The sequence below is a fragment of the Streptomyces sp. NPDC007084 genome (genome assembly GCF_040703595.1).
In the GTDB taxonomy this organism is placed as follows: Bacteria; Actinomycetota; Actinomycetes; order Streptomycetales; family Streptomycetaceae; genus Streptomyces.
The window spans coordinates 60,173-72,505 of sequence record NZ_JBEYFY010000007.1 but is presented as its reverse complement, the minus strand read 5'-3'; the positions used below and the strand labels follow the sequence as shown (position 1 = coordinate 72,505).

9 protein-coding genes are annotated in these 12,333 nt (G+C 73.2%); 3 read left to right on the top strand and 6 right to left on the bottom strand.

Going from position 1 to position 12,333, the window contains the following annotated elements:
- Positions 1–3 precede the first annotated feature (3 nt).
- The 6 genes from AB0912_RS09000 to AB0912_RS08975 form a co-directional block, all read right to left on the bottom strand.
- Positions 4–1,392 (bottom strand): aldehyde dehydrogenase family protein, encoded by a 1,389-nt coding sequence (locus tag AB0912_RS09000; protein ID WP_366697279.1) that lies wholly within the window; start codon positions 1,390–1,392, stop codon positions 4–6.
- A 161-nt stretch (positions 1,393–1,553) separates the two neighbouring features.
- On the bottom strand, positions 1,554–2,903 hold the full coding sequence (locus AB0912_RS08995; RefSeq protein WP_366697278.1) for an ABC transporter ATP-binding protein: 1,350 nt from the start codon (positions 2,901–2,903) through the stop codon (positions 1,554–1,556).
- Positions 2,904–3,152: 249 nt separating this feature from the next.
- On the bottom strand, positions 3,153–4,616 hold the full coding sequence (locus AB0912_RS08990) for a citrate:proton symporter (RefSeq protein ID WP_366697277.1): 1,464 nt from the start codon (positions 4,614–4,616) through the stop codon (positions 3,153–3,155).
- A gap of 151 nt (positions 4,617–4,767) precedes the next feature.
- Complete coding sequence (locus AB0912_RS08985) at positions 4,768–7,032, bottom strand: molybdopterin oxidoreductase family protein (RefSeq protein WP_366697276.1); 2,265 nt, start codon at positions 7,030–7,032, stop codon at positions 4,768–4,770.
- 121 nt (positions 7,033–7,153) lie between these two features.
- On the bottom strand, positions 7,154–7,771 hold the full coding sequence (locus tag AB0912_RS08980) for a TetR/AcrR family transcriptional regulator (protein ID WP_366697275.1): 618 nt from the start codon (positions 7,769–7,771) through the stop codon (positions 7,154–7,156).
- A 64-nt stretch (positions 7,772–7,835) separates the two neighbouring features.
- Positions 7,836–8,423: a hypothetical protein gene (locus AB0912_RS08975; protein WP_366697274.1), complete on the bottom strand. Its 588-nt coding sequence runs from the start codon at positions 8,421–8,423 to the stop codon at positions 7,836–7,838.
- Positions 8,424–8,674: 251 nt separating this feature from the next.
- Here AB0912_RS08975 and hmgA point away from each other — a divergent pair, with 251 nt between their 5' ends.
- From hmgA to AB0912_RS08960, 3 genes are read left to right on the top strand one after another with little or no spacing between them, the layout of a single operon-like run.
- Positions 8,675–10,015: a homogentisate 1,2-dioxygenase gene (gene hmgA / locus AB0912_RS08970; RefSeq protein WP_366697273.1), complete on the top strand. Its 1,341-nt coding sequence runs from the start codon at positions 8,675–8,677 to the stop codon at positions 10,013–10,015.
- A gap of 49 nt (positions 10,016–10,064) precedes the next feature.
- The gene (locus tag AB0912_RS08965) at positions 10,065–10,814 is read left to right on the top strand and encodes a GntR family transcriptional regulator (protein WP_366697272.1); all 750 of its coding nucleotides are present in this window, start codon (positions 10,065–10,067) and stop codon (positions 10,812–10,814) included.
- Positions 10,815–10,855: 41 nt separating this feature from the next.
- Positions 10,856–12,073, top strand: coding sequence for a type ISP restriction/modification enzyme (locus AB0912_RS08960; protein WP_366697271.1), 1,218 nt, complete (start codon positions 10,856–10,858; stop codon positions 12,071–12,073).
- Positions 12,074–12,333 lie beyond the last annotated feature (260 nt).

Below are 12,333 nucleotides of genomic sequence, written 5' to 3'. Positions count from 1 at the left end.
CTCCTAGAACTGGAGGGACTTGGTCTGGAGGTACTCGGAGAGGCCGTGGGCGCCGAGTTCACGCCCCACGCCCGACTGCTTGTAACCGCCGAAGGGGGCCCGCGGGTTGAAGCGGCCGCCGTTGATGTCGACCTGACCGGTGTCGAGCCGGCGCGCGAAGGCGACGGCCTCGGCCTCGTCGCCGGCCCACACGGCGCCCGCGAGGCCGTAGACGGTGCCGTTGGCGATGCGCAGCGCGTCCTCCTCGTCCTCGTAGCGGAGGATCGACAGGACCGGGCCGAAGATCTCCTCCTGCGCGATCGTCATCTGCGGGGTCACGTCGGCGAAGACGGTGGGGCTGACGAAGTAGCCCTGTTCGCGCGGGGATTCGGGGCCGCCCGCGACCAGCCGGGCGCCTTCGGCGACGCCCTTCTCGATGTAACCGCGCACCCGTTCCCGCTGCTTGGCGTTGACGACGGGGCCGATGCGGTCGCCGTACTTCGCGGCGGCGGTCGCGGCCAGTTCGACCGCTTCGTCGTAGCGGGCGGCGGGGACCAGCATGCGGGTCCAGGCGCTGCACGTCTGGCCGGAGTTGGACATCACGTTGGCGACGCCGACGTTGACGGCCTTCGCGAGGTCGGCGCTCGGCAGGATGACGTTGGCGGACTTGCCGCCGAGTTCGAGGGCGACGCGCTTGACGGCGGCGCCCGCGGTCGCGCCGATCCGCCGGCCGACCGCCGTGGAGCCGGTGAAGGAGACCAGGTCGACGTCCGGGTGTTCGGCGAGGGCCTGTCCCGCGACCGGGCCGAGGCCGGTGACCAGGTTGAAGACGCCGGCCGGCACTCCCGACTCGGCGACGGCCTCGGCGAAGAGCTGGGCGGTCAGCGGGGTGTCCTCGGCGGGCTTCAGCACCACGGTGCAGCCGGCGGCGAGCGCGGGGGCGACCTTGGCGACGATCTGGTGCAGCGGATAGTTCCAGGGCGTGATGGCGCCGACGACGCCGACGGGCTCCTGGTAGACGGTCGAGTTGCCGACCTTCTCCTCGAAGGCGTAGGTCGCGGCCAGTTCGGCGTAGGAGCCGGCCACGAGGACCGGGACGGCCGCGTGCACGGCCTGCGAGAAGGCGAGCGGTGAGCCCAGCTCGGCGGTGACCGTCTCGGCGATCTCGTCCTTGCGGGCGGCCAGCACGTCACGGAGCGCGGCCAGGCGGGCGGCTCGTTCGGCGGGCGGGGTCGCGGCCCAGCCGGGGAAGGCGGTACGGGCGGCGCGCACGGCGGCGTCGACGTCCTCGGCCGTGCCCGCCGGTACCTGGCCGATCACCTGCTCGTCGGCCGGGTTCACGACGTCGATCGTGTCCCGTCCGGCGGCGGGACGCCACGCCCCGCCGATGTACATGCCGTCGTGTGCCTTCATCGTGTTCCTCCCGGGCAGGGGCAGCGTCGTCCGCACCCTAAACTAGCGGTGATAGTTTTGCGGCGCCAGGGGGATCGGGGCCGGCACGGTCGCCGGGCAGGTCAGGCCGTCACGCACAGGCCGGATCGAGGCGGGGCGTCACGGGGCGGGCCGCCCCGGGCTCACTCGTCCAGGTCGGGGAGTCGCGCCGGTGCCGGGCAGATCCGTTCGCCGCCCCGGTCGAAGACGAAGAGGTGGGCGAGGTCCACGAGGAGCGGGACCTGCATGCCGTGGCGCAGGTCGAGGTCGGGCGTGGTGCGGACGACGAGGTCCCCGGGGAGCCGGCCCTCGGGCGGCGCCTGTCCCGGCAGGCCGAGGCCGGGGTCCCCGTCCGAGGGCGGGTCGAGGACCACGACCGGCCCGGCCCGCAGCGCTCCGGCCCGCTCCCGCAGCCGGTCGAGGACGGTGCCGTCACGACGCCGCCGCCGGGTCGCGCGGGCCGGACGCGGTGACTCCAGGTCCGGTACGAGGGCGGGCCGCGAGCCGGTGTTGAAGTGGACCAGGACCTCGTGGCCCTGGAACTCGACATGCTCGACCAGGCCGGTGATCGCCACCTCGCCCGGCCGCGCGTCGGAGGCCCTGGCCAGCCGGACCGCCTCGGAGCGCAGCCCGACGATGACCTCGCGGCCCTGCTGCACCCGGAGCAACTGGTGGTCCAGGGAGAGGGGTTCGGGCAGCCGCAGGAACTGCTTGCCGAGTCTGATCGTCATCGCCCCGTCGAGCGGGGCCCGCACGACACCGCGCAGCAGGTTGATCCGGGGGGTGCCGATGAAGGCGGCGACGAAGACGTTGGCGGGCAGTCCGTAGACCGTGCGGGGCGTGCCGACCTGCTGGAGGACCCCGCCGCGCAGCACGGCGACCCGGTCGCCGAGCGACATCGCCTCGGCCTGGTCGTGTGTGACATAGACGGTGGTGGTGCCCAACTCCCTGGTGAGCCGCGCGATTTCGGTGCGCAGGTGGTTGCGGAGCTTGGCGTCGAGGTTGGACAGCGGCTCGTCCATCAGGAAGGCGGAGGGGTGCCGGGCGATGGCCCGTCCCATCGCGACGCGCTGGCGTTCGCCGCCGGAGAGCTGGGCGGGGAAGCGGTGCAGCAGGTCCTCGATGCCGAGCATGCGGGCGGTGGCGTCGACCCGGGGGCGGGGGTCCTCGCCGGGAGACTCGATGCGCAGCGGGAAGCCGATGTTGTCGCGGCTCGTCATGCTCGGGTAGAGGGCGAAGTTCTGGAACACCATCGCCATGTCCCGTCCGGACGGCGGGAGTTCGTTGGCGTACTCCCCGTCGAGCCGGATCTCGCCCTCGGTGACCTCTTCGAGGCCGGCGATCATCCGCAGCACGGTCGACTTGCCGCAGCCGGAGGGGCCGAGCAGGACGAGGAATTCGCCGGGCCGGATGTCCAGCGAGAGCCGTTCCACCACGCGGACGCCGCGCGTGTACGACTTGCTGACGTGGTGCAGGGAGATGGCGCGTGTCATGACAGGTGCCCCCGGGGGCGTGCAAGGCGCTGGTGCTCCGCGGTCGGTCGTCCCGTACGAGTCGTACGAGGCGTATGAGTCACGGAAGCTAACGGACCGCGCACGCCTGGGGGAAGACACCTACCGGTATCGGACGGGCCGGTTCCGTACGGGTGGAAACGGACGATCGTCTACCGGGCGGATCGGGAGGAGGACTTGGGGCTCCGAGGCCCCCGGGCGACGCGCGGGCCGGCCTTCGTCCGACGCGGCTCAGACGGTGCCGTAGAGGACGCCTGCGCCGAGGACCACCAGCGAGATCAGCGCCGCCCACTTGACCACGAAGCGGGTGTGGTCGCCGAACTCGACCTTCGCCATGCCGACCAGGACGTACACGGCGGGCACGAGGGGGCTCGACATGTGCAGGGGCTGTCCGACGATCGAGGCGCGGGCGATCTCCAGCGTGGAGACGCCGTGCGCGTGGCCGGCCTCGGCGAGTACCGGGAGGATGCCGAAGTAGAAGCCGTCGTTGGACATGAAGTAGGTGAGCGGGATGCTCAGGACGCCGGTGACGAGGGCCATGTGCGGGCCCAGCCCGTCGGGGATGTTGCCGACCAGCCAGGCCGCCATGTGGTCGACCATGCCGGTGCCCTGGAGGACTCCGGTGAAGACGGCGGCGGCGAAGACCATGCCGGAGACGTTGAGGACGTTCTCGGCGTGGGCGCCGATCCGGGCCTTCTGGTCGGGCATGTGGGGGAAGTTGACGGTGAGGGCGAGGGCCGCGCCGAGCAGGAACAGGACCGGGATCGGCAGCAACTCCATGATCATGGCGGTGAGCAGGGCGACCGTGAGCAGCGCGTTGAACCAGTAGAGCCGGGGGCGCAGGGTGGCGCGGCGGGGGTCGAGTCCCGGGAAGTCGTCGTTCTGGCCGGGGTGTTCGACGTTCAGGCCGGGTCCAGTCCCCGTACTGCCGCCTGCCGTGGGCGACTTGGCGGTGACGCCGCCCGAACTTCCGCCGCACGGGCCCGCCGTGTGGTCCTTCGCCGTCTCCGAGCCGGCCGTTCCCACCAGGATCGTCCCGGTCCGCGTCTCGCGGGGTTCCAGCGCCTCGTCCAGGGTGAGGACGCCGAGCCTCGCGCGCTCGCGGCGGCCGAGGACGTAGGCGAGCGCGAGGACGCCGAGGAGGCCCGTGGCGAGGGCCGGGATCATGGGGACGAAGATCTCGCCGGCGTCGACCTTGAGCGCGGTCGCGGCGCGGGCGGTGGGGCCGCCCCAGGGGAGCGTGTTCATCACGCCGTTGGCCATGGCGGCGACGCCGGTCATCACGACGAGACTCATCCCCAGCCGCTTGTACAGCGGGTACATCGCGGAGACCGTGATCATGAAGGTGGTCGAGCCGTCGCCGTCCAGCGAGACGATGGCGGCGAGCAGCGCCGTGCCGATCACGATCCGCAGCGGGTCGGCCTTGCAGAACCCGAGAATTCCCCGGACGACCGGATCGAAGAGGCCTACGTCGATCATCACGCCGAAGTAGACGATCGCGAACATCAGCATCGCCGCGGTGGGCGCGAGGTCGGTGACGCCGTCGAGGACGTAGTCGCCGAGACGGGCGCCCTTCCCGACGAGGACACAGAAGAGGGCCGGGATCAGCACGAGCGCCGCGATCGGCGACAGCTTCTTCAGCATGATCAGGACCAGGAAGGTCGCGATCATGGCGAAGCCGAGGATGGTCAGCATGGAATGGACACCTAACGTTCGCCCTTGAACTCCCACCAGGGCCGGCGGTCCGACGACGTTAGGTCGCGCCCGAAGGCGTTAACAAGACGTTGACACGTGAGCAATAAGCGCAGAACTCCAGGTCACAGGGGTGGGTGGGCGGTGGGCCGGGTCAGGGTGACGGGCAGGCCGTGAGTTCCACGGGGACGCCGTTGAGTACGGCCGTGCCGGACAGCGGGTCGAGCAGCGAGCCGTCGAGGAGCTGGTTGACGTTGACGCCCGGGTCCAGGGCCGCGTGACTGAGCCGGGTGCCGGGCCGGTCGTGGCCCCAGCCGTGCGGCAGGCTCACCACTCCACGCCGTACGGTGTCGGTGACCTCGACGGGGGCGGTCACCTCTCCCCCGGCGCCCTTGACCCGTACGGCTCCGCCGTCGGCGAGCCCGAGGCGGGCGGCGTCGTCCGGGTGGATGTGCAGGGTGCAGCGGTTCGAACCGCCGGTCAGGGCGGGGAGGTTGTGCATCCAGCTGTTGTTGGAGCGCAGATGGCGGCGGCCGACGAGCACGATGGCGGCGGGGCGTTCGCGCAGCGCGGCGCGCAGCCGGGGCAGGTCGGCGGCGATCGGGGCGGGCAGCAGCTCGATCTTCCCGCTGCGGGTCTTCAGCCGCTGGGGGACGCGGGGCGCGAGCGGGCCGAGGTCGATGCCGTGCGGGTGGGCGAGCAGCCGGTCCAGGGTCAGGCCGCCGGGGCGCGCGCCGAAGCCGTCGCCGTACGGGCCGAGGCGGAGCATCATGTCGAGCCGGCGTTCGGGGCCGTTCTCGCCGGTGAGAGCGGCGGCGAGTTCGCGCGGGTCGCGGCCGTGCACCGGGGAGGCGGGGTCGCCGGCCGCCTTGCCGAGGGTGCTGTCGATGACCATCGTGTCGACGGTGGAGGGGTCGGCGCCGTGCGTGCCGGAGGCGGCGAGGACGAGCCGGGCGAGGATCTCGGTCTCCGCCATCCGGCCCTCCTCCAGCGGGACGGCGGGGCGGTTGTAGCGGACCTGGTTGCGGACCGCGAGGGTGTTGAACGCGAAGTCGTGGTGGGCGCCGCGGGAGGGCGGAGGCGGTGGCAGCACGACGTGGGCGTGGCGCGAGGTCTCGTTCAGATAGGGGTCGACGCTGACCATGAAGTCCAGTGAGTCCAGCGCCTTGTCGAGGCGGCGGCCGTCGGGCGCGGACAGCACGGGGTTGGCGGCGACCGCGATGACGGCGCGGACCGGGCTGCCCTCGGGTGTGGCGGTGTCGATCTCCTCCGCGAGGGCGGCCAGCGGCAGTTCACCCTTGGCCTCGGGGTGTCCGCTGACCCGGCTGTGCCAGCGGCCGAGCGCGAAGCCGTGCCCGGGGCCGGCCGGGCGGGGCGCGCGGTCGGTGGCGGCGAGCGGGAAGAGCGCGCCGCCGGGCCGGTCGAGGTTGCCGGTGAGGATGTTGAGGACGTCGACCAGCCAGCTCGCGAGGGTGCCGTGCGGGACTGTGCAGCTTCCGATCCGCCCGTAGACGGCCGCGGTGGGCGCGGCGGCCAGCTCGCGTGCCAGTTCCCGGATGACATGGGCGTCCACGTCGCAGGCGGTGCTCGCCGCCTCGGGGGTGAAGTCCCGCAAGGCGTCCGCGAGTTCGGCGGCACCCAGGACATGCGGGGCGAGGTCGCCGAGGTCGGTGAGCTTCTCCTCGTGGAGGACGTACGCCATCGCCGCCAGCAGGATCGCGTCGGTGCCGGGGCGGATGGCCACGTGGCGGTCGGCGAGTTTGGCGGTGCGGGTGCGGCGCGGGTCGATGACGGTCAGGGTGCCGCCGCGGGCGCGCAGTGCCCGGAGCCGGCCGGGGAAGTCGGGGGCGGTGCACAGACTCCCGTTGGACTCCAGCGGGTTGGCGCCGATCAGCAGGAGGTGGTCGGTGCGGTCCAGGTCCGGGACGGGGATCGCGTTGGCGTCGCCGTAGAGGAGTCCGCTGGAGACGTGTTTGGGCATCTGGTCGACGGTGGAGGCGGTGAAGACGCTGCGGGTGCGCAGGGCGCCGAGCAGGACGGGCGGGTAGAGGGCGCCTGCCATGGTGTGCACGTTCGGGTTGCCGAGGACGACGCCGACCGCGTGCGGCCCGTACCGCTCGGTCACCGGGTGCAGTCCGGCGGCGACCGCGTCGAAGGCCTCCTCCCAGGTGGCCTCGCGCAGCACGCCGTCCTCGCGGACGAGGGGGGCGCGCAGCCGGTCGGGGTCGCCGTCGGCCTGCCCGAAGGAGGCGCCCTTCGGGCAGATGAAGCCCTTGCTGAACACGTCGTCGCGGTCGCCGCGGGCGCGGGTCACCCGGGTGCCCTCGATGGTGAGCGTCAGCCCGCAGGTGGCCTCGCACAGGGGGCAGACCCGTAGGGCGGTACGGGCGTGGGGAGTGCTGCCTGCGGTGCTGGACACGGGTCCTCCCGGAGGGCGGTGACGTCGGTGGCACGCGGACACCGCCGAGCATACCGACCGGTATGCACGGTGGGGAGGGGCGGCCGGGACCGGTTCAGGAGAGGGGGCGGCCGGGACCGGTTCAGTCGAGAACGCGGCCGAGGTAGGCGCGCAGCAGTTCGCGCGTCTCGGCGATGATTCCCTCGTCGCCCTCGGGGGCCACCCGGAAGGCCAGATGCACCAGGCTGTCGGCGCTCTCCACGGCGACCAGGAAGCAGCGGCGCAGATGTTCGTCCGGGATGCGGCCGAGATGGGCGGCGAGCAGTTCGGTGAGGCGGTCGGCGACCCGGGTGTTGGGTTCGGTGTGGGTGGCGCCCACCGGGATCTGGTTGCCGAAGTCGACCAGCGAGAAGCCGGGCGCGGTGCGCTTCATGGCGAGGTACTCGTCCAGCACGGCGTCCATCGCGGCCCGCCAGCCCCGGGTCTCCGCCTCGGCCAGGCGGCGGGTGACGCGCTCGGTGTAGCGGTCCAGGTTGCGCTGGGCGAGGGCGTCGGCCATCGCGCGCTTGTTGCCGAAGAAACGGTAGACGGAGCCGATGGGCACTCCGGCGCGCTGGGCCACGGCACGGGTGCTCAGGTCGTCGTAGCCCACCTCGTCGAGGAGTTCGGCGCAGGCGTCGAGGATCCGGGTCAGTCGTTCCGCGCTGCGCCGCTGGACGGGCGCTCTGCGCAGCGAGGTCGCATGGGGCACGGTCTTCATGATGCCTTTCCGCCGGGGTCCGGTGAACCTCCCCCCTCTCTACGTGCCTCGGTGCCCTGTCCACTCATTCGGCGCCCTCGCCCGCCGCGGGGGGCGCGGAGCCGGTGGCCCCGGGGGGCGCTTGCGGTGCGGGTCCGGCCTGGTCGGGGGTCGGTCCCGCGGCGGACGCCGTGATGTCGGCGGTGCTCTCGACGGGCTCGCCGTGGACGGCCCAGACGGTGCCGTCGTCCGCGTAGAGCCGGGCGGTGACGTGGTGGGTACCGCGCGGCACCAGCCGGGCCGCCAGGTGGTACTCGGTGGTCCGCAGCCGGACGACCGTGCGGCCGTCGACGAACAGGTGGGCGGTGCCGTGGCCGGCGACCGGCACGGCGGGCGTGCCCCGCGGCGAGAAGCGGAAGCGCTCGACGGTCAGGCGTACGTTCCAGCTGTCGGCGGAGGCGGGCTGGACCTCGATGCCGATCTCGGGGGCACCCTTCTCCGCCACGTCACGGTAGGGCCGCCCCTCCTCGTCCGCCTCGTCCAGCAAGGTCCCCACGGGCGAGGCCGACACTCCGTCCGCCCGCCCGTGCCCGTCACCGCTGCCGCAGCCCGCGGGCCCGCCGAACAGGGCGCCGACCGCGAGCGCGGCGAGCACTCCACGCGTCCACCGCATGACCGGGAGCGTAGAACAAGGCTCTGACAGCCGGATCCCCCTGGAGTCGGGTTCCTGCCCCGCGGGCAGGTCCTTGAGGACTACGTCCGGCGGGGATTCCCGCCGCCCCGGGAACCCCGGGGGCGGGAATCCGCCGTGGGGCGGCCGGGGCGGCGATGGCCGATCCGGTGCGGTGCCCTCCGCCGGCCTCTTGCGCGGGCGCGGACCGAATCCTACGGTGATGCATAGGAATCAGGCGCGAGGGAGCGATCATGAGCGGGGACGCGAGGAAGACGGCCGAAGGGCCGTCCTACCTCTCCGGATTCGGGAACGAACACAGCTCGGAGGCGGTCCCGGGGGCCCTGCCGCTCGGCCGCAACGCGCCGCAGCGCGCACCGCTCGGCCTGTACGCGGAGCAGCTCAGCGGCACCGCGTTCACCGAGCCGAGAGCCGCCAACCGGCGCTCGTGGCTGTACCGGATCCGTCCGTCGGCAGCGCACCCCGCGTTCACCCGCACCGGCAACGGCGCGCTGCGCACGGCGCCCTTCACCGAGGAGGTGCCCGACCCGAACCGGCTGCGCTGGAACCCGCTGCCGGAGCCCCCGGCGGGGACCGACTTCCTGGCGGGCCTGTGGACCCTCGGCGGCAACGGCGACGCGACCCAGCGCACCGGCATCGCCGTGCACCTGTATCACGCCAATTCCTCGATGGAGCGGGTGTTCAGCGACGCGGACGGCGAGCTGCTCATCGTGCCCGAGCGGGGCGGTCTGCTGCTGCGCACCGAGTTCGGGCTGCTGCGCGTGGAGCCGGGCCATGTCGCGCTGATCCCGCGGGGGGTGCGCTTCCGGGTGGAGCTGCCGGACACCGGCGCGGCGGGCGGACCGGCCGTGGGCGCCCGGGGCTATGTGTGCGAGAACTACGGGGCGCCGTTCCGGCTGCCCGACCTCGGCCCGATCGGCGCCAACGGCCTGGCGAACGCACGGGACTTCCTCGCGCCGGTCGCCGCGTACGAGGACGTCGAGGGCCCGGTCGAGGTGGTGAACAAGTTCTGCGGCAACCTGTGGACGGCGACGTACGACCACTCCCCGCTGGACGTGGTCGCCTGGCACGGCAACCACGTGCCGTACGTCTACGACCTGCGCCGGTTCAACGTGATCGGGTCCATCAGCTACGACCACCCCGACCCGTCGATCTTCACGGTGCTGACCTCGCCGTCCGACACCCCGGGCTTGGCCGGCGTGGACTTCGTCGTCTTCGCGCCGCGCTGGCTGGTGGGCGAGGACACCTTCCGGCCGCCGTACTTCCACCGGAACGTGATGAGCGAGTACATGGGGCTCATCGAGGGCGCGTACGACGCGAAGGCGGAGGGCTTCGTGCCGGGCGGCGGTTCGCTGCACAACATGATGTCGGCGCACGGGCCCGACCAGGAGACCTTCGAGCGGGCGAGCGCCGCCGAGCTGAAGCCGCAGAAGATCGACGACGGTCTCGCGTTCATGTTCGAGACGCGCTGGCCGGTGACCGCCACGGCCCAGGCGGCCAGGGCCGGACACCTCCAGCGGGGCTACGACGACGTCTGGCAGGGCCTCCAGCGGCACTTCCGCGCGGACGACTGAGGCCCGCCGGCCGTTGCCTTCCCCGCCCGCGACCGGTACGGATACCCTCGTGACCTCCTTCGCTCCGGACTCGATCGTCCTGAACCGCAAGCTGCCGCTCTGGTATCAGGTGTCGCAGTCCCTGCGCGCCTCGATACTCGGCCGCGCCCCCCGGGACCCGCTGCGCCTGCCCACCGAGGAGCAGTTGGCGGGCCACTACGGGGTGAGCGTGCTGACCATGCGGCAGGCGCTCAAGGAGCTGGAGGCCGAGGGGCTGATCAGCCGGCACCGCAGGCGGGGCACGTTCATCGAGCCGAGCGCGCAGCGCGGCGCGCCCGTGCGGCTGCTCGGCTCGGTGGACGCGATCGTGGCCCAGCAGTCGGGCATGTCGACCGAGCTGCTGGACGAGGGGCGGGCGCCCGTGCCGAGCGAACTGGCCGAGTTCTTCCCGGACGTGGCCGAGGTGGCGACGTACCACCGGCTGCGCGGCGACGAGGCGACGGGCGAGCCGACGAACCACGCCCGCAACTACCTCAGGACGGAGCTGGCCGACCGCGTGGACCGGGAGGACCTGATCCGCTGGCCGATGACGAAGGTGCTGCGCGACGGGCTCGGGGTCGCCATCAGCAGGATCACCGACACCGTGGAGGCCCGGCTCGCGGACCCGGAGACGGCCCGGCTGCTGCGGGTCCCGCTGCTCAGCCCGATCCTGCGCTACACGGGCGTCACCTACGGCCAGGACGGGCGCGCGCTGGACGTGGCCGTCATCCACTACCGGGGCGACCGCTTCTCGTTCACGGTCACCCTCGACGCCCACTGAGCGTGCGGGACCCGGACGGCGCGCGCGGCCCGCGTCGTACGATGCCGAACGTGACGCACGACGCCGCCCCGCTGCTCGCGGACCTCATGCCGTGGTCCGCCGCACCGCCGAGGCCGGGCCGGGGGTGGCCGACGGCCCCCGACGCGGCCTCCCTGAAGGCCCGCTGGGACGCGCTCGTGAAGGCCGAAGGGCCGGACCGCGAGGCGCTGTTCGGTCCGACCCGCTCGCGCACCGTCCGTTCGGCGGTCGCCCAGCTCCCGGGACAGTCCGGCGGTACGGGCCGGCTCGCCCGTGCCACCGGCCCCTGCCCCGAGCCGGTCCGGGTACTGACCGCGCCCTTCGACGAGCAGTGGCTCATCCCGGACCACCGGCTGATCGACGCCGCGCGCCCCGAGTTGTGGCGGGTGGCGGACGAGCGGCAGGTGTTCACCGTGGAGCAGACCGTGGTGCCGGAGTCGCCCGGTCCGGTCCTGCTGGCCGGCTCCGTGCTGCCGCTGGCCGCCGGACGCGGGGGCCGGGTGCGCTCGCTGTACCGGCGCCCCGGGGGCACCGAACCGAACCTGGCGCCGGGCCTGCTGGAGCATCTCGCCACCCGCCTCGGCCACTCCCCCGCACCCCGGGACGTCCTCGCGTGGACCCTCGCCGTCGCCCGGCCGGGCCGGGAAGGCTGCCTGGTCCCGCTCACCGCCGATCCCGAAGTGTGGGCGTACGGGGTGGAGTTGGGTCGCCGGATGCTGTGGCTGATGTGCCGGGACGGGGAGCGCCCGAAACTTCCCGGTGGCCGGCGCCCGTATGTGCGCGCGCCGCTCACCTCCCTCCCGCACACCGACACGAGCCGCCCCGGCACGCCGGTTCTCCTCGACCCGCGCTACGACCGCGAGGAGGAGGCCCTGCTCCTCGGCGAGGGCCGGATCTCCCCCGTACCGCCTGAGGCCTGGGACTTCGAGGTGGGCGGGGTGCGCGTGCTGGAGCAGTGGTTCGCGGCCCGGACCGGCGCGGCCGAGCCGGGGACCCTGGAGGCCATCGGCCCCACCGCCTGGCCGCAGAGCTGGACCTCCGAACTCCTCGAACTCATCACGGTCCTCGCCCTCCTCGCCGAACTCCGGCCCCAGCAGGCCGAATTGGCCCTCGGCTCGCCGATCACCCGGACCGAGCTGAGCGCGGCGGGCGTCCTTCCGGTACCGGCCGCGGCCCGCCGCCCGGCCTCGGTCCTCGACCATCACGAGGAGGGCCCGGAGGGGCAGTTCGCGCTGCTGTAGAGGGGGAGGTCGCGCTGCTTCGGGGGCGGGCGAGTATGGCGGTATCCGGTCGGGCGCCCGCCTGGCCGGCCGGCCAGGAACGCGGAGACGAGCCCGCGCGTCTTGCCGCCCGACAAGGGAAACGGGGCCGCCGCCACCGCCTTCACGCACGACCGGGGAGACCGGCCCGCCCGTTCGCCCGCACGACGACGGAACCCGGACCGCCCGCTCCCCTGTGGGCCGAGGAAACCCGGACCGCCCGCCTCCCCGCAGGACGAAGG